The organism is Prauserella isguenensis, assembly GCF_014191605.1.
In the GTDB taxonomy this organism is placed as follows: domain Bacteria; phylum Actinomycetota; class Actinomycetes; order Mycobacteriales; family Pseudonocardiaceae; genus Prauserella; species Prauserella isguenensis.
In genome coordinates, this window is sequence record NZ_JACHWU010000002.1 from 290,103 (window position 1) to 311,311 (window position 21,209).

The following is a 21,209-nucleotide window of genomic DNA, read 5'->3' on the forward strand; positions in this document are numbered from 1 at the left end:
TCTCGACTACGGTGTTAATTTAACACCTGGGACGTGAAAGGGGCTGTGAATGACGTTCGCCGCGGTCGTGTTCGACCTCGACGGAGTACTGGTCGAGAGTGAACACCTCTGGGAAGAGAACTGGATCGCCTACGCCGGCCGACACGGCGTGGAATGGACGGCCGAGGACACCGCCACGGTGCAGGGGATGAGTGCTCCCGAATGGGCTGCCTACCTCGCCGACCGGAGCGGCACGAACGAGACCGTGCAGCAGGTCGAGGACGCGGTCGTCGACGGCATGATCGCCTCGATCGAAAGCGGCGAGGCACCACTGCTGGCCGGCGCGGACGCCATGGTGCGCGGTGTGGGTGCGCAGGCTCCCATCGCGCTCGCCTCCTCGGCGGCGCGCCGCGTGATCGACGCCGTGCTGACGACCCACGGCCTGACCGACGAGTTCAGCGTCACCGTGTCGAGCGCCGAGGTGCCCAGGGGCAAACCGAGCCCCGACGTCTACACCGAGGCCGCCGCACGACTCGGTGTCCCGGGGAGCCGTTGCCTCGGCGTGGAGGACTCGAGCAACGGAATCCGCGCCGCCGTGGCCGCGGGCCTCACCGTCGTCGCGCTACCCAACCCGACCTACCCACCGAAGCCCGACGCACTCGAACTGGCCGCCGACGTCGCGGCCGACAACGACGACGTCCGCCGAACCCTGCTCGCCTACCTCACCGGAGAGTTGGTGCGATCATGACCGTGCTGGGAACCGCCGAGACCTTCAAACGCGACTGGGTCGACGGCTTCGTCACCGCCTACGGGCGCGAGGTCCGCAAAGTCCCGGACGCCTACGGCGTGGTCGGCGCCGAGGTTCCGAGACCCGGCAAGGTCGCCGTGGTGATCGGCGGCGGCTGCGGGCACTACCCGGCGTTCGCGGGCCTGGTCGGTCATGGACTCGCCGACGGCGCCGTCGTCGGCGACGTGTTCACCAGCCCCAGTGCCGAGCAGGTCTACCGCACGGCGCGGGAAGCCTCCGGCGGTGCCGGCGTCCTGTTCGGCTACGGCAACTACCAGGGCGACGTGCTCCACTTCGGACTCGCGGCACGCAGGCTGGCCGCCGAGGGCATCGACAGCCGCACGATCCTCGTCACCGACGACGTGGCCAGCGGCCCCTCCGACGATCCCGCGAGCAGGCGCGGCGTGGCGGGTGACTTCTTCGTCTTCAAGGTTGCGGGCGCCGCGGCCGAGCGCGGCGACGACCTCGACGGCGTGTACGCCGCGGCTGTGAAGGCCAACGACCACACCCGCACATTCGGAGCCGCCTTCGGTGGATGCACGCTCCCCGGGGCCGCCGAGCCGCTGTTCACGGTCGCCGACACCGACATGGAACTCGGCCTCGGCATCCACGGCGAACCGGGCGTACGCACCGTCGGCAGGCTGGCCGCCACCGAGCTGGCCGACGAGCTCGTCGACGGCCTCCTGCCCGAACTGCCGAGCAGTGACGGACGCGTCGCCGTGCTGCTCAACGGGCTCGGCCGCACCAAGTACGAAGAGATGTTCGTGACGTACAAACGTGTCCACGAACGCCTCGTCGACGCAGGTCTGGACCCCGTGCACATCGAGGTCGGCGAGTTCGTCACCTCGCTCGACATGGCGGGCGTGTCCCTGTCGGCGATGGTCCTCGACGACGAGCTGGCCGAGCTGTACGCGGCACCGTGTTCGTCCCCGGGGTACCGCAGCGACGGCCGTCCCGTCGCGCCGGTGCGACCCTCGGTCACGGTCGACGACGCCCTCGCCACCGCCGGTGGCGAGGGGGAGAGCACCGTGGACAGGGCACTCACCGCGGCACTTCGGCGGATCGAGGAGAACGAGGACGAACTCGGCAGGCTCGACGCCGTCGCCGCCGACGGCGACCACGGGCTCGGAATGACTCGCGGCATGCGCGCGGCGGTCGCAGCGGCACGCGACCGCGACGGCCCAGCCGAGCAGCTGCTCGCCGCGGGCACGGCGTTCGCCGACGCGGCAGGTGGTGCCTCCGGCGCGCTGTACGGCGTGCTGCTGGCCGAAACGGGCGCGGGTCTGCGCGGCGAGATCACGGCCGCGACCCTGGCCGATGCCGTCGACGGCGCAGTCCGGGCGTTCACGGCGCTGGGCAAGGCCGAGCCGGGCGACAAGACCATGCTCGACGCGATCGAACCGTTCCGCGCCACACTGCGCACCCACACCGGCTCCGACATCGCCGACGCCTGGCGCAAAGCCGCCCAAGCCGCCACCGTGGCAGCGCAGGAGACCGCGGACCTGGTTCCCGGCAAAGGACGTGCGGCGCGGCTGGCGGAACGCAGCAAAGGCCACGCCGACCCGGGGGCGACGTCGTTCGCGCTCCTCGTCACCGCGGTCGGCGACGTACTGGGAGGGCAGAACTGATGCGACTCGTCGTCGCCGCGGATGACGCGGGCGTGGGACTGAAGAACGAGGTGCGGGACCTGCTGGCCACCGACGAGCGGGTCACCGACGTGATCGACGTCGGCGTGGCCGGGCCGGACGACACCCGCGCCTATCCCGTCCTCGGACTGGCCGCGGCCGAGAAGATCGCCGCGGGCGAGGCCGACCGCGGGGTGCTCGTCTGCGGCACCGGCATCGGCGTGGCCATCGCGGCGAACAAGGTCCCCGGTGTCCGTGCCACCGTGGCCCACGATTCCTACTCCGCCGAACGATCGGTCAAGTCGAACGACTGCCAAGTGATCACGTTCGGAGCACGGGTGATCGGTCCCGAGCTCGCCAAGCGGATCGTCACCGAATGGCTCGGCTACACCTTCGACCCGGCCTCGGCCAGCGCCGCCAAGGTCGCCCACATCACCGACTACGAACAAGCAGGCGCCGGGACCTGACCTCGCCGGCACCCGGAACCGGAGCATCGAGAGGAACAATGACGTTGCGGATACTCGCTGCAGGAGATGAGTTCGTCAGGACCGAGCTGCTCACCGACGCGGTGCGCGCCCGGGTGCCCGACGCCGAGCTGTCGCCGTTGTCGCTGCCTTGGCCGGTCGAACCGTTCGGCCCCGTGGGCGGGGTACAGGAGGCCAGCGGCACCGAGGAGCAGGTGATCGAGGCACTCGGCGACGCCGAGGTGGCGGTCACGCAGATGGCCCCGTTCACCAAGCAGGTGTTCGCCGCCGCCCCGAGCCTGAAACTGGTGTCGGTCTCCCGCGGAGGACCGGTGAACGTCGACCTGGAGGCGGCCACCGAAGCCGGGGTCGCGGTCACGTTCGCGCCCGGCCGCAACGCGGCCGCCGCGGCCGAGTTCGCACTCGGGCTCATCCTCGCCGCCATGCGCCGGATCCCGACGGCGTCCGCGGAGCTGCTCGGTGGACAGTGGCGCGGCGACTACTACGCCTATCCCAACGCGGGCCTCGAACTGGACGGCACGACGGTGGGCCTGGTCGGTTACGGCGCGATCGGCTCGCGAGTCGCGAAGGTCCTCGTGGCGTTCGGCTCCCGCGTGCTCGTCGCGGATCCCTTCGCCCAACCCGCGCAGGTCACGGCCGACGGCGCGGAACTCGTCGACCTCGACGACCTGCTCCGCCGGAGCCCGGTAGTGAGCCTGCACGCACGGCTCACCGACGAGACCACCCACCTGATCGACGCCGAGAAGCTCGCACTCCTGCCCGACGGTGCGGTACTGGTCAACTCCGCGCGCGGCGGCCTACTGGACTACGCACCCCTGTCCGGCCTGTTGCGCAGCGGCAAGCTCGGCGCGCTCGCACTCGACGTGTACGACGAGGAACCACCACCCGCGGACTGGGAGCTGCGGAACCTGCCGAACGTGATCGCCACGCCGCACCTGGCCGGATGCAGCAAGCAGACCGCCGAACGGGCCGCCGAGATCGTCGCGGCGGAGGTGGGCCGTTACGTGCGCGGCGAGGACCTGCTCAACGTCGCCAACCCGGCAGTGCTGCGATGACCCGCATCATCGGCGTCGACATCGGAACGTCGCTCACCAAGGCCGTCGTGTTCGACGACGACGGGTCGGCCGTCGCCGAGGCGTGCACCGCATCCGAACTGCACCAACTGCCCGGTGGCCGCGTCGAACAGGACCTCGACCAGGTCGTCGACACCGTGGCGACGGTGGTCCGCAAGGTCATGGCCGCCCTCGAGGGCCCCGTCGACGCCGTCGCGCTCACCGGGCAGGGCGACGGCGTCTGGCTCCGCGACGAGGACGGCCGGGCGGTGCGACCCGCCGTGTCCTGGTTGGACGGCCGGGCGAACACGTTGCTGGCGGAGTGGCAGGCCGGTGGTGTGTCCACGGAGGTGTTCCGCCGCACCGCCTCCGGCCTGTTCCCCGGCTGCGCAGCACCCGTCCTGTCGTACCTGGACGCTCACGAGCCCGAGACACTCGACCGCGCGGCCGTCGCCGGGTACTGCGTGGACGCGGTGCTGCAGCGGCTCACGGGCGAGATCACCGTCGACGTCTCCGACGCGTCGTTGCCGTTCCTCGACCCCGTGACCCGGCGTTACGACGACAGAGCCGTCGCCGCGTGCGGACTCGCGCACCGGCGGGACCTGCTGGCCGAACCCGCGAAGCCGAGGACCGTCTTCGCGCTCGACGCCCGCGGCGCCGAGTTGCTCGGCCTGCCGACGGGACTGCCGGTGACGGCCGGGCCGTTCGACCTGCCCGCCAGCGCCATCGGCGCGGGTGTGCGCGACCCGGGCGACGGCATCCTCACCGCAGGAACGACACTCGCGTGCCAGGTCCTCACCGGCGACGCCTATTTCGATCCGGACGGCGAACCGGCGGGCATGTTCCTGTCCACGCCGAACGAGGGGGAGTACCTGCGGGCGATGCCGGCAATGGTCGGCACCGCGAGCATCGACTGGGCGTGCCGGATGTTCGGGATCGAGGTCGATCACGTCGGCCGGCTGCTCACGGAGAGCGGCCCCGGAGCGCGAGGAGTCCGCGCGCTGCCGTTCCTGTCGGCGTCGGGGGAGCGGGCCCCGTTCGTCGACGCGGCCGCACGCGCGCAGTTCTCCGGGCTGAGCCTCGAACACGGGCCGGCGGACGTCATGCGTGCGCTGTGCGAGTCGATCGCCTACGCCGCGCGGCACTGCTTCGACGCGGCAGGGCTGTCCGGCACGCTCTACGCCTGCGGAGGCGGCGTCCGCTCCGAGGAGTGGACGCAGCTCTTCGCCGACGTGCTGGGCAGGCCGATCGTCATTCCGAGCGACCCCGGCGTGGGCGCGCGCGGAGCGGTGCTGGTGGCGGCCGAGGCCTTGGGGGAGCCGTACGACGCGGAACGCTGGGCCGCCAGTTCGCGCACGGTGGCGTTCGAGCCCTCTGCGGCCGAGTTCTATCGGGACGGCTACGCCGACTACCAGGCGTCGCTGGCCTCGGCGCGGCAGCTGTGGCGGCTGTGAACGTGCCGACCGTTTGCGCTCCGACCAGGCGCTTTGCGCCAGCCGATCGTCATCGGGTGGCCGCGGCGTTGTGTGACAGCCGACCTACGGGCGAGCACCGGAACCTACGGGTGCGTAGCCTGGAGGCGTGGCAGAGATCGTGTACCCGCCCGTCGTACTGGCGGCCAAGACCATGTTCCGCGTGCTCGACAACCGGCTGCGGGTGACGGGCACCGAACACGTCCCGCGCACCGGCGGGGCGGTGATCGCCTGCAATCACATCGGCTACCTGGACTTCATCTTCTGCGGCCTCGGGGCGCAGCCCGCGAAGCGGCTGGTGCGGTTCATGGCCAAGAAGGAGATCTTCGACAACCGGATCGCGGGCCCGCTGATGCGCGGCATGCACCACATCTCGGTCGACCGCGCAGCGGGCAAGGCCTCCTACGACGAGGCCGTGGACCGGCTGCGTTCGGGCGAGGTCGTCGGGGTGTTCCCGGAGGCGACGATCAGCCGGTCGTTCACGATCAAGCCGATCAAGTCCGGGGCGATCCGCATGGCCGCCGACGCGGGTGTGCCGGTCGTCCCGATGGCGCTGTGGGGCACGCAGCGCCTCTGGACCAAGGGACGTCCGAAGGAACTCACCAAGCGGCACGTCCCGATCCACATTCACGCGGGGGAACCGCTGCGCCCGACGCCGGACGACGACCCGGACGCGCTCAGCGGCGATCTGCGTGCGCGACTGCAGTCGACCCTGGACAAGCTGCAGGCCGACTACCCGGACCACCCTGCCGGCGAGGACGACCGCTGGTGGTTGCCCGCGCACCTCGGCGGAACCGCGCCGACTCCCGAGGAAGCCGCCGAACTCGACGCGAAAGGTTCGAACCGGGACTGACGAATCCGGCGAGTCCGGTCGTGGTGTCGTCAGCGCGAAGTTCGGCCCGCCTGACACTCGCCGGCGCGTTCATCGGCGGCGCAGGGACGCGTCGAGCAGGGCGGGCGGGGTGTCGTTCTTCTCGTGTGCGGCCAGGTCCACGCCCGGGACGGCGATCTCGTCGATCGCGTCCAGCACGTCGGCAGGCAGCACGGTCTCGGCGGCCGCCAACTGCGACGCGAGATGTTCCGGAGTCCGGGGCCCGATCAGAGCGGTGGTCACGCCGGGGTGCGCGGTGACGAACCCCAGTGCGAGCTGGATGAGCGTCAGGCCCGACTCGTCAGCCAGAGCCGCGAGTTTCTCGACAGTGGCCATACGCACCTGGTTGACCGGGTCGGACAGGTCGAAGCGTTGCGGCATGAAGCCGGCACGGTGGGTCGACACCTCGCGGTCGCGCCGGACCGCACCGGACAGCCACCCCGAGGCGAGCGGGCTCCACACCATCACCCCGAGCCCGTACTCCTGCGCGACCGGCAACACGTCGCGCTCGATGCCGCGCTGCAGGATCGAGTAGCTGGGCTGTTCGGTCACGAACCGGCCGGCGCCGGTACGCGCCGCAGCCCACTGGGCCTGCACCATCCGGTAGGCGGGGTAGGTCGAGGTGCCGAAATGGTGGATCTTGCCCGCGCGCTGCAGGTCCGTCAGCGCGGTGAGTGTCTCCTCGTCGCCGGTGGCCGGGTCCCACCGGTGGATCTGGAACAGGTCCACGTGGTCGACTCCGAGCCGGCGCAGGCTGTCGTCCAGAGCCGTGGTCAGCCAACGTCGCGACGCGCCTCTCTTGCCGATGTCCTCTCCCATCGGCAGGCCGGCCTTGGTGGCCAGCACGACCTCGTCCCGACGTCCCGTCAGCGCCTTGCCGACCAGTTCCTCGGACTGGCCCGCGCTGTACGCGTCAGCGGTGTCGACCAGGTTGACCCCGGCATCGAGCGCCGCGCCGACCAACGCGTCGACCTCGGGCTGGCCGGTGTCGCCGATCTTGCCGAAGTTCATGGTGCCCAATGCCAGCGAGCTGACCTGGATCCCTGTGGTTCCGAGCGTGCGGTACTGCATGAGCGTTCTCCCTGTACCTGCGATGCGGCGTGTGTCTGTGGGCTGCGGCGATCGGCCTGCCATGATTGAATCGGAACGTCGTTCCGGAACCGACAATACGGAACGTGGTTCCGCTTCGCAAGGAGGAGCCCGTGCCCGCAGGCGATACCCCGTCGCGCGACACGCAGTCGCGCACCCGCCGCGTCGACGCGCGTCGCAACGAGAAGACGCTGCTGGACGCGGCCGCGCGGGTGTTCGCGAACCAAGGGGTCGACGCGCCCGTGCGGCAGATCGCCGCCGAGGCCGGGGTAGGGGTGGGGACCGTGTACCGCCACTTCCCGCAGCGTTCCGACCTCGTCATCGCGGTCTACCGACACCAGGTCGACGCCTGTGTCGACCTCGGCGAACGCCTCCTCGGCCGTGGATCCTCGCCCTTGGCCGCACTGGAGGAGTGGGTCGACGCGTTCGTCGATTTCCTGGTCACCAAGCACGGCTTGGCCTCCGTGAACGGAGGCCAAGCCGACGAGGGCGGACTTCACGCCTACTTCCTCGACCACCTCGTGCCCGTGTGTGAACGACTCCTCGAAGCGGCACGCGAGGCCGGCGAGACCTCCACCGATATCGGCGCCTACGAGCTCATGCGCGGCATCGGCAACCTCTGCCTGTTCGGCGGCGACGACACGCGCTACGACGCGCGCAAGCTCTCCCACGTCCTGCTCGCGGGCGTGGCATTGCGCCGTGAACCCCGTGCGGACTAGCGCAGGGGATCGGCGAAGGATCTCGGTGCAGAGGAGCGAGAGGTGTGGATGTTCCGGAAGCAGCGCTCAGGCGTGGCCACGTCGGAGGCGTTCGGGTGCCTGCTCCCGCAGTGCAGTCACGGCCGCGGCCGTGGGAGATCCGTGCAATGCTTCCCAGCGCAGATCGTTTGTCGCGACCCAGAGGCCGGCCGCCCATGCGACCTGCTGCTCCTCGGCGGTGAAATCTCGGCCGCGCGCGGCTTGGTAGCCGTTCAGGAATGCCTCGGTGCTACCGACCGGAGGCAGCGTGGCCGCTCCCGTCTTCGGGAAGACCACACTCGCGGCACCGGCCAGAGCCGCTTTCGGCTGCCACGCCAGGCTGTCCCAGTCGTGCACCGTCCACACGCGCCGGCCGTGCCATCGGACGTTCTGCGCCTCGAAGTCCGCATGCCCCAGCACGCAGGGGAGTTCGGCTGCCAGTAGCCGTCGGCGAGCCCTGGCGGCGATGGTGGTAACCCGGGGCGGGACGAGGTTCTGATCCTTCCCGTCGAGAGCGTCGATCGGGGGCCACAGCTGCGCACCCTCGTGGTCCCAACGCACCCAGCGTGGATTCGGCAGCGGCGGTGGAACAGGGACCGAGGCCAACCCGGCCATCAGTTGCGCGAACACGTGGGCGCAACGGGCGGCGACGTCCGCCGAAGCGCAGTGCAGGACGTCGCCGCCCGGCCGGAATTTCTCCGCATGCACAGCGAGTGCGCCAACAGCGCCGACCTCGATGAGCGGCCGGGGACAGGGGAGCGCCATCTCGACCAACCGGTCCTGCGCCGCTACACGCGACACTGCGCGGCCGTCCTGGGCGCGGGCTTCGACGACGAGTTCCGTGCCGTCGGCCAGACGGAGGCCGATGACGTCCGAGAGCGACCGATGACGGAACAGGACAGCGTCAGGTTGGCTGCCGAAGTGCTCGAGACACCACGTCGGCAGCCAACCCGGCAGAGCGTCCGACGACACGGGTAGATCGGACGTCACAGGGAAACTGTGGCACGAGTGAGCGATGGCAGCGTCAGAAGTCGTGTGCCATGAGGGGTCCGCCGAGAGTGCCGGGGAACCGGTTCCACCGGCCCCTCCGGAACACTACTTAACATAATGTGCATTATCGGCACTTGATTTGTCTCCGGTAGGAGTGCTGCGCGACCCGCCGCGACCCCTCCCACAGCGTCTCCACGCGCCGTGAGGAATCGTGGAAGTATGAGCACCACGCACACCGCTGTCGGTTACACCGCCAACCTTCCCGCGACCGACCCTGAATCCCTGGTCACCAGGGACATCGAGACACCACAGCCCGGTCCGCACGATCTGCTCGTGGACGTTCAGGCCGTCTCGGTCAACCCGGTCGACAGGAAGCTCCGTGCCGGCGCTCCCGCCGACGGCTTCCGCGTGTTGGGATTCGACGCCGCCGGCATCGTCCGTGCCGTCGGCGACGAAGTGAGCCTTTTCGCGCCCGGTGACGACGTGTTCTACGCCGGCACCATCGACCGCCCCGGGACGAATCAACGTTTCCACCTGGTCGACGAGCGGATCGTGGGCCCCAAGCCGGCGTCGACGTCGTACGCCGACGCCGCGTCGTTGCCGCTGACGGCGATCACCGCGTGGGAAACGCTGTTCGACCGGTTCCGCCTCACCGAGGCCAGCACGGGGACGTTGCTGGTCGTCGGCGCGACCGGAGGCGTCGGGTCGATTCTGCTCCAGCTCGCCGAGACACTTCTTCCCGGTGTCCGCGTGATCGCCACCGCGTCCGACGCCGAACGGCAGGCCTGGGTCCGCGACCTCGGCGCCGAGGACACGGTCGACCACCACGGCGACCTGTCCGCCGAGGTACTCGAACTGGCCCCCGGTGGCGTCGATTGGCTCTTCACCGCCCATTCCTACGGACAGGTCGAGACCTACGCGAACATCGTGCGACCCTTCGGCGAGATCGTGGCCATCGACGACGGCCCTCGGGACGTCGAACCGCTGAAGCCCCGGAGCATCACGTGGCACTGGGAGCTCATGTTCACCCGCCCCGTGCAGCAGACGGCCGACATGGCCGAGCAGCACCGACTGCTCGCCGAGGTCAGCAGGCTCACGGATGCCGGTAAGCTGCGGCCGACCACGAACGAGACCTTGAGTCCGATCAGTCGCGAAACCTTGCGTCAGGCTCACGAGCGGATCGAGAACAATCGCACCGTCGGCAAGATCGTTCTCCACGACTGGGCATAGCCGCACCCTCCTCGCGGAGGCCTACCGGACGAAGCCGTACCACGGCCTGACATCGGCCTCTCCCCTTGCGATCCGACGTCCCCACACCCCTCCGAGTTTCGTCACGGTGACGAAACTCGGAGGGGTGTGGGCCTGACTCGTGCCGATCAGCGGAGCGCTTCGATGTCGCTGGCGATCCTGCTGACCTCACCCGCGAGTTTCTGGAGTTCGTCACTGCCGGCTCCGTCCACGGCAGCCGTTGCCACGTCCTCGGCGGCGCAGCGCAGTTGGAACAGCCGATCCTGCAACGCCGCGACCTCGTCGCCGGACAGTACGACGGCGTCGTCGGGCAATCCGGTGCGCTGCACGGCCGTGCGGCGTTCGTAGGCACGTTGCCGGCACGAGCGGCCACAGTAGCGACGCCGGCGTCCCGCCGCGGCCGGCTGTTCGACGGCGCGACCGCACCAGCCGCAATGCTGCGGCACGGGCGTACGTAGAGCCTGCAGTTCCTCACGGGACGGCGTCGCACTCACCACACCGACCTTAGACGGCTACGCGTTGTCCATGCCGCGGCCACGCCGGTCCGGCAGACTGGACGGCGTGACGCACATGTGGCATCGCCATTCACACCCCTATCTCGACGGCACCGCCCCCCGTGCGTTCGCACACCGGGGCTGGCACGTCGGCGAGCTCGACGGGCTCGAGAACTCGCTGCCCGCGTTCCGGCGCGCCGCCGAGGAGGGCTACCGGTACGTCGAGACGGACGTGCATGCGACGTCGGACGGCGTCGTCGTGGTGCACCACGACGCGTTGCTCGACCGCACCACCGACGGCCACGGCCCCATCGCCGAACAGTCGTGGGACACGGTGCGACGGGCGAAGGTCGACGGACGCGCGGCGGTGTCACGGCTGGAAGACGTCCTGGAGGAACTCCCGGACGTGCGCTTCAACGTCGACGTCAAGGCCGACGGCGCTGTCGATCCGTTCGTGCGGGTGCTCGAACGGACGGAGGGGTTCGACCGCGTCGCAGCGGCGGCGTTCTCCGACTCCCGGCTGGCACGCCTCCGCGCACTCGGCGGCGATCGTCTGCTCACCGCATGTGGCCCGCGCTCCGCGGCTGTGCTGTGGGCCAACGGCTGGGTGCCGTTCCTGCGGCTGGGCGGGTTGTCGCGCGGCTCCATGGCACAGGTTCCGCGGCGGCAGGGCCGGATGACGATCGTGGACCGCGCGTTCGTGCGGGCGGCGCGCAACGCGGGCGTGGAAGTGCACGTCTGGACCATCGACGACGCCGACGAGATGCGTGCACTTCTGGACCTGGGTGTACACGGGATCGTCACCGATCGCCCCGACATCCTCCGCGGGGTGCTGACCGAGCGCGGCACGTGGCACGCCGAACAGCCGGACGCCGCCCCGGACTCGGCCGGGGCGGGCGACCTCGCCGACGGGTGAGGTCTCACCGCCGACACGGCCGATCGTCAGCGCGGGGCGGTTCCCTCCCACGCGGCCGTCCACGTCTTCGGGCCGAGGCGTCCCGAGTCGCGGATGTCGTTGGCCCGCTGCAGGTCCAGTACGGCTTCCTTCGTCTCGTCGTAGTAGCAGCCGGTGCCCTGGAAGTCGTAGCCGAAATCGTTCATGCGCAGCTGGAACGTGCGCAGCTCTTGCGCGCAATCGCCGTAGGCGTAGACCACGCCCGGCCAATCGGGCATCGCCGGTCGCTGCGGCGCGGGCGCCGGTGCGGGTGCCGCTGGCTGCCTACCCCCGATGTAGGCCGCTTCGGCGCGGCTCGGTACGACCTTGCTGCGGGCGTCGGCGTCGTCGACCAGTCCGACCATCGCCGCACATTCCCACGGCTGCCAGCCGCGCATGCGGTACAGGCGCAGCGCCCGGTAGTCCTGTTCGGCAGGCGTGGCGAGGTCCGGTCGTCCGGCGCCGCCGACACTGCGCCAGGTCGGAAGATCGAATTGGTAGGCACCGTAGTATCCGGTGCCCGTGTTCACGTGGTAGCGCTCGGTCGATTCGCACATCCGCAGCTTGGCCCAGTCGGCGCGACCGGGATCCGCCGCTGTGGATGCAGCGAGCGCGAACTGCACGCCGAGCGCGGCGAGGACGACGAGGAGCAGCTTCGTGAATCCCCGTGTCAAGCCACGGAGCCGGCGTCTGTTCATAACGGCACGGTAAGTAAACCGGACAACCGCCACAACAGTCACACTGGAAACTGCAGCATCTCATACCACATGCGGGGGATACTGCTACGACACCCGGTATCACCCACGACGTCCGTCGCCACCGGATGCGCACGCGGTGGCACCGGAACCGCGCCCCGAACGTCACACGGGCGCGACAGGTGCGGCCGATCATGGGCAGTACCGACGACCACGACAGCACCGAAGGACACCGACGCCGCATGACGAGCACGTTGCCCGGGCCGCAGCCACCCGCCGATCCCGCACAGCGAAAGCGGGAACAACGGGGCTGGTACTTCTACGACTGGGCGAACTCGGCGTTCTACACGTCGGTGATCACCGTCTTCGGTGCGCTGTACATGAGTGCCGTGGCCGCCGACGCCGCGCGCGACGACGTGGCGCGCAACGGTCCCGGGGCGTGCACCGGCCCCGACGGCGGCGAGAACCGGCTCGTCGACTGCGACATCTCCGTGTTCGGGCTCGCCTTCCCCGCCGGGTCGCTGTGGGGCTACCTGCTGGCAGTGGCCACGATCGTGCAGGTCCTGGTCCTGCCGATCGCGGGCGCGATCGCCGACCGGAGTCAGCGCAAGAAGGCGATCCTCGCGGGCTTCGCATTCCTCGGGGCTGCGGCGTCGGCGTTGCTGTTCTTCGTCGACGACGGCCGATGGGAACTGGGCGCGGTCCTCTACATCGTGGCCAACATCGGCTACGGCGCCTCGATCGTCACCTACTACGCGTTCCTGCCCGGCATCGCGACACCCGACGAGCGCGACGACGTCTCGGCGAAGGGATGGGCGTTCGGGTACCTGGGCGGCGGTGTCGCGCTGGCGTTGCAGCTGGCGTTCTATCTCGGTCACGAGACGGTGGGCGTGAGCGAGTCGATGGCCGTGCGGATCTGCTATCTGAGCTCCGGGCTGTGGTGGGCGCTGTTCACGTTGATCCCGCTGCGCAGGCTGCGCGAACACCAGAGCCCGCACGGCGGCGAGAAAGGCCTGCGGGTGCTCACTGCCGGGTTCGTCGAGTTGAAGGACACGGTCAAGGCTGCGAAGGCGCTGCCGCTGACGCTCGGGTTCCTCGGTGCTTATCTGATCTACACCGACGGCATCAACACGGTGGTCAGCGTGTCGGCGCAGTACGGCACGGAGGAGCTCGGGTTCAGCGACCAGGTGCTGATCGCGACGGTGCTGGTGATCCAGTTCGTGGCTTACATCGGCGGCATGGTGCACGGCCTGGCGGCGCGCAGGTTCGGCGCCAAGAAGGTGATCCTGGTGAGCCTGGCCGTCTGGGTGCTGGTGCTGGTGTACGCCTACTTCGTCGAAGAGCGCCAGGCGATGCAGTTCTACGTCCTGGCGGTCGGGATCGGCCTGGTACTCGGCGGCACCAATGCGTTGTCGCGGTCGCTGTACAGCCAGCTGATCCCGGCGGGCAAGGAGGCGCAATTCTACTCGCTGTACGAGGTCGGCGAGCGGGGCACGTCGTGGCTGGGTCCGCTCGTGTTCGCGGCCGTGGGGCAGGCGACGGGCTCGTTCCGGTACGCCATCATCGCGCTGGTGGTCTTCTTCGTCGTCGGTTTCGTGCTCGTGGCGCTGGTGCCTGTGAGAAGGGCCATCGCGGCGGCGGGCAACGAGGAGCCTGCGGTGCTGTAGCGGCGGCGACCGTTAGGGTTCTCCGGCGTGACAGCGCTGGAGAACCCCGGAGTCGACCCGACCGACGCTCTATCCCCGGTCCCCGCCTGGGGTTCGCGGCGCGAGGTGCCGAACGTCGGGAAGATCAAGTTTTCCTACGGTCCGATGGACTGCGGGAAGTCGACGCTGGCGCTGCAGATCGATCACAACCTGGCGCGCCAGGGCAGGCAGGGTCTGCTGTTGGTGAGCAACGACCGTTCCGGTCCCGGGCAGATCACGAGCCGCATCGGGATCACGCGGGAGGCGTTGGAGCTCGATCTCGACACGGACCTGCGCGGCGTGGTGCGGCGGGCGTGGGAACAGGGCACGCACGTCGATTACCTGATCGTGGACGAGGCGCAGTTCCTCTCCCCTGTCCAGGTCGAGCAGCTCGGCGAACTCGCCGACGAGGCGACGATCGACGTGTACTGCTTCGGCATCGCGACCGACTTCCGCAGCATGCTGTTCCCCGGCGCGCGGCGGCTGTTCGAGCTGGCCGACGAGCTGCAGCCGGTGCAGGTCGAAGTGCTGTGCTGGTGCGGACTGCCGGGTCGGTTCAACGCCCGCGTGTGCGGCGACGAGGTGCAGCGCACCGGCGACACCGTGGTCGTGGCGGACACGGCTGACGGCGGGGACGGCGGGGACGGATCCGCGGGTGCCGGCGACGGTGAGTACGCGCCGGATGCTCCCCCGGCCGTGTTACCCGCTGCGGCCCACACCTCGGCCGACGACGGCGACGTGTCCGTCGCGGAGGTGAATCGCGCGACACCACCGACGCAGACGGACAGCACTACGGTGCGTTACCAAGTACTGTGTCGGCGGCATTACCGCCTCGGAGATCTCGGGCCTGCCGGTTCCGGTCACGGTCAGCTGCGGTTGACCTGACGACCTCACCGGAGACGCCGCGCCGCCGACTCCCCTTCATGGGGGATGCGGCCGAGAAACGCACCCCTCGGAGCGTCATACGAGCGCGGCTGCCGTCTCCCATCCGGGAGAAGACCGTTGTCCCGGCGCGATTCGTCGCGGCGGGTGTACCGGGTGCCGTGGGTAACGATCCGGCGTACGGGGAATGAACCCGGCGACGGCGTTCGTTGCACTCGGTGAGCACGACCCGGGCTCCACCGGGAGCCGACTGAAAGGACTCATCATGGCCGACCGTGTTCTCCGTGGCAGCAGGTTGGGAGCGGTTAGCTACGAGACCGACCGCAATCACGACCTCGCTCCGCGGCGTAGCGTGCGCTACGCCTGCCCCAAGGGCCACGAGTTCGAGGTTCCGTTCTCCGACGACGCCGAGATCCCCGCGACGTGGGAATGCCGACTGCACGGCAGTGAGTCGGACATCATCGAGGGTGGCCAGACGGAGCAGAAGGAGGTCAAGCCTCCGCGTACGCACTGGGACATGCTCCTGGAGCGTCGGTCGGTACCGGAACTCGAGGAACTGCTCAACGAGCGCCTCGAAGAGCTGAAGGCCCGCCGCGGCCGCGCGTGACGTCTCGGCGTCGCGCGACAGCGCGGCATCGCCGACGGAACGCCCGTGTCCACGCGGGTCGTCGGCCGGAGGTTTCGCTCCCACCACATGGACGGCGCCCGCACCTCACTCCGAGGTGCGGGCGCCGTCGTCTGTCTGTTCCACCTCGCCCGCCTCGTGCAGCTGCCGCAAGGCTCGATGGATGCTGCCGTAGCTCGCCGCATAGATGTGGGCGAGCCCTGCTTCGAACCGGCCGTGCAGGTCGTGGTGCGACAGAGCCTGTCGCAGCATCAAGCCCAGCATCAGGAACGTCACATGGCTGCGACCCGCCAAACCCGGGCGAGTCAGGCCAGGTCCGACGGGTCGGTGTTGGCACCGCACAGTACGACGGCGACGCGTTCGCCGTCGGCGGGCCGGTAGGCGCGCGAGAGCAAGGCCGCCGGTGCCGCCGCGGTGCCGTGTTCGACGACGAGGCGGAACTTGCGCCACAGCAGCGCCCGGGCGGCGACGATGTCGGCGTCGTCGACCAGCACCGAGGACACGCCGGTGCGCGTGGCGACGCTGTGCGCGATCTCGCCGATGCGAGTGGCACCGAGCGAGTCGGCCGCGACGCCCGAGACATCGACGTCCACGGGGGCGCCCGCCGCGAGCGCCGTGTGCAGTGTCGGGATCGTCGCGGGTTCGACCCCGACGACGCGGGCGTGTCCTTCGGTCGCCGCCGCGATGCCGGCCAGCAACCCGCCGCCGCCCACGGCGACGAGGATCGTGTCGACGCCACCGGTCTGGTCCAGCAACTCCGCGCCGAGCGTGCCCTGTCCGGCGCAGATCTCGGGCTGGTCGTAGGCGTGGCACAGCAGCGCGCCGGTCTCGGCGACGTCGGCCGCCGCGGCGTCGTAGGCGTCGGTGTACTTCGTCCCGGTGGCCACGACGGTGGCGCCGAGTTCGGCGAGCTTGGCCTGTTTCACCGCCGGTGCCGTCTCCGGCACGTACACCCGCGCGGACGCGCCCTGCCGGGCGGCGGCGTGCGCCACGGCCAGGCCCGCGTTACCGCCCGACGCGGCGACGACACCGGCCTCGGTGAGCTGCCCGGCGGCGGCCGCGGTGAGGATGCGGTTGAACGCGCCCCGAGCCTTGAACGAACCGGTGTGTTGCAGCTGCTCGAGTTTGAACCAGACGGACGAGGCGGCGTCGGCGCCGCCCTCCGCCGAATCCCCGGTCAACGAAGCGGGATCGGCCTGGACCAGCGGCGTCGTGCGGATGTGGTCGCGGATACGCTCCCGCGCGGCCGCCACGTCTGCTGCGGTGAGCATGCTCAGCGCCGCGTGACGAGCCGGCGCAGCTGTCCGAACCGGCGTTGCAGGCCCCACTGCGCGACCCGCAGCATCGCCTCGCCGACGATCGAGCCGTTCATCTTCGACGTCCCGATCTCGCGCTCGGTGAACGTGATCGGAACCTCGACGATGTCGAACCCGCCCTCGGCCGTACGCAACGTCAGGTCGATCTGGAAGCAGTAGCCCGCGGAGACGACCTCGCCCAGCGGCATCGCCGCCAGCACGTGGGCGCGGTAGGCGCGGAACCCGGCGGTCATGTCGTTGACCGGCACGCCGAGCGCGATCCGCGAGTAGATGTTGGCGCCGCGGGACAGGGCCTCGCGGTGTTTCGGCCAGTTCACCAACGCGCCGCCCGCGACGTAGCGCGAGCCGATGACGAGGTCCGACTCCTCGAGCGCGGCGAGCAGCCGGGGCAGGTCCTCCGGCGCGTGGGAGCCGTCGGCGTCCATCTCGACGAGCGTGGCGTAGTCGCGTGCGAGTCCCCAGTGGAAGCCCGCGATGTAGGCGGCGCCGAGGCCGGCCTTCTCCGTGCGGTGCAGCACGTGGACGCGGTCGTCGGACGCGGCGATCTTGTCGGCGAGTTCGCCGGTGCCGTCCGGGCTGCCGTCGTCGACGACGAGTGCGTGCACGTCGGGCAGTGCGTCGTGGAGGCGTTGCAGGAGCGGCGTGAGGTTCTCCCGCTCGTTGTAGGTCGGGACGATCACCAGCACGGGTTCGATCGAGCCGGTGTGCGAGCCCTCCGCCATGTCGCTCCCCTGTCTCCCCTGTCGATTGCGGCGTCGCCGGCCTGCGGCGCGCCGTGGTTCACCGGCCACCGCGTCGTGGCCGTTCCGGGCTGCGCCCGGTGCTGCCTCCGTGACGTGTGTACGGTCCGGCCTGCCGCCGTCAGGCGTCGTCGCCGGTGGTTCCGGCCGGACGGCGCCGCAGGGCGACTCCGGCGATCACCGCGCAGACCGCCGCGCCGAGCATGACGCGTTCGGTCCACGGGCCGAACCGGTCCGCCAGCGTAGTCGTCTCCCGCAGCGGCACGTCGGCGACCAGCGAGCCGGCCGTGTACATCTCCGTCTGCCGCGTGACGGTACCGTCCGGCTCGACGACGGCACTCACGCCACTGGTAGCCGCGACGACGACGGCACGGCCGTGCTCGACCGCGCGCAGGCGCGCCATCGCCAGCTGCTGGTAGGTCATCTCCCCGTCGCCGAACCATGCGTTGTTCGTCGGCAGCACGATCATGCGGGCGCCGGCGTCGACCGCATCGCGGGACGGGTAGTCGTAGGCGGCCTCGTAACAGATCGCGGTGCCCACGCGCGTGCCCGCGATGTCGAACACGCCGGGTTCGTCGCCCCAGCGCATGTCCCGCGTGTTGCCGACGAACGGGGTGAACCACGCGGCGATCGCCCGCATCGGCACGTATTCGGAGAACGGCACCAGCTCCTGTTTCGTGTACCGCTCGCCCGGGCCGTCGCCGGGACGCCACGCGACGACGGCGTTGTCGGTCCTGCCGGAGTCGGTCCGGTACAGCGAGCCGACGAGCGTGGGCACTCCCAGGCGGTCGACCGCGGCGCTCACCTCGGCGTCCCTGCCGCCGACGACGTCCACCGTGGTCTCCGGCCATACGACCAGGTCGGGCCTGGGCACGTCGCCGCGGTCGATGCGCGCGGCGAGCCGCTCGCTCTCGGCGAGGGCGCCGTCGCGGATGGTCGCGCGTTGTCCGAGCAGGCCGATGCCCGCGTTGGGCGCGTTGCCCTGGACAACGGCCACGGTGCGGCGGCCCGTCTCGGCGCCGGTGCCGACGGTGGGCCAGAGCGCCAGCCCCGCCAGCAGCGGGACGAGTGCGTACGCCGCGGTGCGGGTGAGGCCCGCCCCATCCCGACGACCGTTGCGCACGTGCACGACGAGCCAGGCGAGGCCGAAGCCCGACGTGAGGACCGCGAAGCCGACCAGCGGTGCACCGCCGATCGACGCGAGCGGGGTGAAGGCACCGTCGGGCTGGCTGAACCCGATGCGGCCCCACGGGAAGCCGTTGGCGGGCCAGCGGGACCGGGCGTACTCCTGCAGCAGGAACACGAGCGCGAGCCACACCGGCGCTCCCGGGATGCACCCCACGAACGACATCAGCCCGGCGGCGACGGCGACGTACAGCGCCATCACCCCGGACAGCGCCAGCCACGGGCCGGGGCCGAACTCCACGCCGAGGAAGTCCTGGATCCACACCAGGTGCAGCAGGTTGAACGCCAGGCCGAACACGAGCCCGTAGCCGGCGGAGGCCCACAACCGCCTGCCGTGCAGCGTGAGGCCGAACCCGGCGAACGCCACGGGCGCCAGCCACCACAGCTCTCGCGGGGCGAAGGCCAGGAACAACATCACGCCGGACACGGCGGCGAGGGCGAGCCTTCCCAGTACCGGCCGCATCCGCTCCCACCGGGTGCGGCCCGCGTCCGACGCGCCGTCGGTGCCGGTTCCGGTGTCGGGACGCGGTGTCTCCTCGGCCACCGGCTCGGCGGCCGCCGCGGTCGCGGGCGCGGCCCGTTGGCTCGACTCAGTCACGGGAGTGGATGACCTCACCGGCGCGGACGGTGCGCAGGCACGTCGGCAGCGGCGCCTCGGGGTCGAGCGGCGGCAGTCCGGGGACCTGGGCTCGTGGATCGGTGGACCACCGCTGCACCCGGCTGTCCGGTGCCGCGACGACGAGCTCCACCGGTTCCCAGATCGCGTAGTGGGCGGGCGCGCCGGGTACGAGCGACCCGGTGACCCCGTCCTGGATGCCCGCGGCGCGGTGGCCGCCCCGCGTGTGGGCGTTGAACGCGGCGCGCGGGGAGATCCCGGATCCCGGGGTGCGGTGGTGCACGGCGGCACGCACGCTCTCCCACGGCGCCAGCGGCGTGACCGGTGCGTCCGAGCCGAACGCGAGCGCCACCCCGGCGGCCGCCAGTGTGGCGAACGGGTTCAGCCCGGCGGCACGGTCGGCGCCGAGCCGGGTCGCGTACATGCCGTCGGTTCCGCCCCAGTTGCCGTCGAACAGTGGCTGCATCGACGCGGCGACGTTGACACCGGCGAGGACGTCGGCCTGCTGCGCGTCGATCATCTCGACGTGTTCGAGCCGGTGCTTGGCTCCGGCGAGGGCCCGCCGGCCGACCTGCTTCTCCGCGAGGCGGAAGCCTTCCACGACCTCGCCGACGCCCGCCTCTCCGATGACGTGGAAGCCGGCCTGGAGTCCCGCATCGGTGCACAGGGCGATGTGGTCGGCGATCTCGTCGGCGTCGAGGTAACGGTTGCCGGTGGTGTCGGCGTCGGCGTAGGGCGTGTGCAGGGCCGCGGTGCGGGACCCCAGCGAGCCGTCGACGAGCAGATCGCCCGCCAGGCCGCGGGCGCCGAGCCTGCGAGCCGTGTCGACGGCGTCCTGTCCGCGTGCGCCCCAGTAGCCGACGACCTCGGGCAGCCCGGGCGTCGACGCCAGGTCCAGCAGCCCGCGCAGATCCTCCTCGCTCGAGATGCCGGGGGCGGCGTTCTCGTGGACGGAGACGATGCCGTGGGCTGCGGCGGCGCGCAGGAAGGTCTCCTGCACGCGACGGCGGTGCTCCGGTCCGAGGGCCGTGCGGGAGGCGGTGATCGCGGCGCTGTGCGCCTCGCGGGTCACCGGGCCGTCGTCGGACCAGCCGGGCAGCTGCCGGATCCCCGGGGCGCGGTCGACCAGCGCACTGGACACGAGCGCCGAGTGGACGTCCACCCTGCTCAGGTACACGGGCGCGCCGCCTGCCGCCTCGTCCAGCTCTGCCCGACTCGGCAGTCGCGGGTCCGCCCAGGCCGTCTCGTCCCAGCCGTGCGCGATCAGCACCTCGCCGGGCGTGGCGGCGCGGCGGACGGCGGCGAGGAGTTCACCCGCGTCGCGGACGCGGGCCAGGTCGACGCCCGCCAGGTGCAGTCCCGCGTTGGTGGCGTGCACGTGGGCGTCGACGAAGCCCGGGGTGACGAACGCGCCGTCGAGTTCGACCACCTCGGCGTCCGGGTGGAGTGCGCGCCCCGGGCCGTCCTGCCCCACCCACACGACCGTGCCGTCGGTGACCGCCATCGCCGTGGCGTCGCTGGATGCCGGCGTGTGGATGTGCCCGCCGAGCAGCAGGGTCGTGCGAGGGCCTGCCGTCGTGCGGCCTGCGGCGGGGGGACCTGCGGATTCAGCGGAAGAACTCGTCACGTCCGGCAGTGTGCCACGACCAACGCGGCGAGAATCTTTGCATCCATTCCGCGATATGACAGGATAATTTCAACG

General features: G+C 70.7%; 21 protein-coding genes. 12 read left to right on the forward strand and 9 right to left on the reverse strand.

The window, feature by feature from the left end; all coding sequences use genetic code 11:
• The first annotated feature begins 49 nt into the window (after window positions 1-49).
• From FHS23_RS09805 to FHS23_RS09830, 6 genes are all read left to right on the forward strand, one after another.
• Window positions 50-727 carry an HAD family hydrolase gene (locus FHS23_RS09805; protein WP_183652030.1) on the forward strand — a complete coding sequence of 226 codons (678 nt, stop codon included), beginning with the start codon at window positions 50-52 and terminating at the stop codon, window positions 725-727.
• Window positions 724-2,394: a dihydroxyacetone kinase family protein gene (locus FHS23_RS09810; RefSeq protein ID WP_183652033.1), complete on the forward strand. Its 1,671-nt coding sequence runs from the start codon at window positions 724-726 to the stop codon at window positions 2,392-2,394. Before FHS23_RS09805 ends, FHS23_RS09810 begins: the two co-directional genes overlap by 4 nt.
• A complete protein-coding gene (locus FHS23_RS09815) occupies window positions 2,394-2,858 on the forward strand; it encodes a ribose-5-phosphate isomerase (RefSeq protein ID WP_183652036.1) in 465 nt (154 codons plus the stop codon). The genes FHS23_RS09810 and FHS23_RS09815 overlap by 1 nt, the downstream gene beginning before the upstream one ends.
• A 44-nt stretch (window positions 2,859-2,902) precedes the next feature.
• On the forward strand, window positions 2,903-3,931 hold the full coding sequence (locus tag FHS23_RS09820; RefSeq protein WP_183653716.1) for a 2-hydroxyacid dehydrogenase: 1,029 nt from the start codon (window positions 2,903-2,905) through the stop codon (window positions 3,929-3,931).
• A complete protein-coding gene (locus tag FHS23_RS09825) occupies window positions 3,928-5,382 on the forward strand; it encodes an FGGY-family carbohydrate kinase (RefSeq protein WP_183652039.1) in 1,455 nt (484 codons plus the stop codon). The genes FHS23_RS09820 and FHS23_RS09825 overlap by 4 nt, the downstream gene beginning before the upstream one ends.
• Window positions 5,383-5,509: 127 nt before the next feature.
• Window positions 5,510-6,253 (forward strand): 1-acyl-sn-glycerol-3-phosphate acyltransferase, encoded by a 744-nt coding sequence (locus FHS23_RS09830; protein WP_183652042.1) that lies wholly within the window; start codon window positions 5,510-5,512, stop codon window positions 6,251-6,253.
• A 69-nt stretch (window positions 6,254-6,322) separates the two neighbouring features.
• Here the strand turns inward: FHS23_RS09830 and FHS23_RS09835 are convergent, their stop codons facing one another.
• Window positions 6,323-7,342 carry an aldo/keto reductase gene (locus FHS23_RS09835; RefSeq protein ID WP_183652045.1) on the reverse strand — a complete coding sequence of 340 codons (1,020 nt, stop codon included), beginning with the start codon at window positions 7,340-7,342 and terminating at the stop codon, window positions 6,323-6,325.
• Window positions 7,343-7,473: 131 nt separating this feature from the next.
• Between FHS23_RS09835 and FHS23_RS09840 the strand changes: the two genes are divergently transcribed.
• Window positions 7,474-8,079: a TetR family transcriptional regulator gene (locus FHS23_RS09840; RefSeq protein ID WP_183653718.1), complete on the forward strand. Its 606-nt coding sequence runs from the start codon at window positions 7,474-7,476 to the stop codon at window positions 8,077-8,079.
• A gap of 66 nt (window positions 8,080-8,145) precedes the next feature.
• On the opposite strand, the gene FHS23_RS09845 is transcribed toward FHS23_RS09840, so the two are convergent.
• Complete coding sequence (locus tag FHS23_RS09845) at window positions 8,146-9,087, reverse strand: hypothetical protein (protein ID WP_343053793.1); 942 nt, start codon at window positions 9,085-9,087, stop codon at window positions 8,146-8,148.
• Window positions 9,088-9,306: 219 nt separating this feature from the next.
• On the opposite strand from FHS23_RS09845, the gene FHS23_RS09850 reads away from it, so the two are divergent.
• The gene (locus FHS23_RS09850) at window positions 9,307-10,317 is read left to right on the forward strand and encodes a zinc-binding alcohol dehydrogenase family protein (protein ID WP_183652048.1); all 1,011 of its coding nucleotides are present in this window, start codon (window positions 9,307-9,309) and stop codon (window positions 10,315-10,317) included.
• A 146-nt stretch (window positions 10,318-10,463) separates the two neighbouring features.
• Here FHS23_RS09850 and FHS23_RS09855 read toward each other — a convergent pair whose 3' ends face one another.
• Window positions 10,464-10,829, reverse strand: a complete 366-nt coding sequence (locus FHS23_RS09855; protein ID WP_343053794.1) for a hypothetical protein — start codon at window positions 10,827-10,829, stop codon at window positions 10,464-10,466.
• A gap of 76 nt (window positions 10,830-10,905) precedes the next feature.
• Between FHS23_RS09855 and FHS23_RS09860 the strand changes: the two genes are divergently transcribed.
• Window positions 10,906-11,745, forward strand: coding sequence for a glycerophosphodiester phosphodiesterase family protein (locus FHS23_RS09860; protein ID WP_183653724.1), 840 nt, complete (start codon window positions 10,906-10,908; stop codon window positions 11,743-11,745).
• Between the two features lie 26 nt (window positions 11,746-11,771).
• Here the strand turns inward: FHS23_RS09860 and FHS23_RS09865 are convergent, their stop codons facing one another.
• On the reverse strand, window positions 11,772-12,461 hold the full coding sequence (locus FHS23_RS09865) for a transglycosylase family protein (RefSeq protein ID WP_183652054.1): 690 nt from the start codon (window positions 12,459-12,461) through the stop codon (window positions 11,772-11,774).
• A 239-nt stretch (window positions 12,462-12,700) separates the two neighbouring features.
• Here FHS23_RS09865 and FHS23_RS09870 point away from each other — a divergent pair, with 239 nt between their 5' ends.
• The 3 genes from FHS23_RS09870 (at window position 12,701) to FHS23_RS09880 (ending at window position 15,632) form a co-directional block, all read left to right on the forward strand.
• A complete protein-coding gene (locus FHS23_RS09870; protein WP_183653727.1) occupies window positions 12,701-14,125 on the forward strand; it encodes an MFS transporter in 1,425 nt (474 codons plus the stop codon).
• 27 nt (window positions 14,126-14,152) lie between these two features.
• Window positions 14,153-15,028 carry a thymidine kinase gene (locus tag FHS23_RS09875; protein ID WP_183652057.1) on the forward strand — a complete coding sequence of 292 codons (876 nt, stop codon included), beginning with the start codon at window positions 14,153-14,155 and terminating at the stop codon, window positions 15,026-15,028.
• A 262-nt stretch (window positions 15,029-15,290) separates the two neighbouring features.
• Window positions 15,291-15,632: an RNA polymerase-binding protein RbpA gene (locus FHS23_RS09880; protein WP_183652060.1), complete on the forward strand. Its 342-nt coding sequence runs from the start codon at window positions 15,291-15,293 to the stop codon at window positions 15,630-15,632.
• 105 nt (window positions 15,633-15,737) lie between these two features.
• Here the strand turns inward: FHS23_RS09880 and FHS23_RS09885 are convergent, their stop codons facing one another.
• From FHS23_RS09885 to FHS23_RS09905, 5 genes are all read right to left on the reverse strand, one after another.
• Window positions 15,738-15,914 (reverse strand): hypothetical protein, encoded by a 177-nt coding sequence (locus FHS23_RS09885; protein ID WP_343053871.1) that lies wholly within the window; start codon window positions 15,912-15,914, stop codon window positions 15,738-15,740.
• A gap of 41 nt (window positions 15,915-15,955) precedes the next feature.
• The gene (locus tag FHS23_RS09890) at window positions 15,956-16,921 is read right to left on the reverse strand and encodes a threonine/serine dehydratase (protein WP_183652066.1); all 966 of its coding nucleotides are present in this window, start codon (window positions 16,919-16,921) and stop codon (window positions 15,956-15,958) included.
• A gap of 2 nt (window positions 16,922-16,923) precedes the next feature.
• Window positions 16,924-17,688, reverse strand: coding sequence for a polyprenol monophosphomannose synthase (locus FHS23_RS09895; RefSeq protein WP_183652069.1), 765 nt, complete (start codon window positions 17,686-17,688; stop codon window positions 16,924-16,926).
• 139 nt (window positions 17,689-17,827) lie between these two features.
• Window positions 17,828-19,354, reverse strand: coding sequence for an apolipoprotein N-acyltransferase (lnt, locus tag FHS23_RS09900; protein ID WP_183653730.1), 1,527 nt, complete (start codon window positions 19,352-19,354; stop codon window positions 17,828-17,830).
• Between the two features lie 127 nt (window positions 19,355-19,481).
• Window positions 19,482-21,062 carry an amidohydrolase gene (locus FHS23_RS09905; RefSeq protein ID WP_246382036.1) on the reverse strand — a complete coding sequence of 527 codons (1,581 nt, stop codon included), beginning with the start codon at window positions 21,060-21,062 and terminating at the stop codon, window positions 19,482-19,484.
• Between the last annotated feature and the right edge of the window lie 147 nt (window positions 21,063-21,209).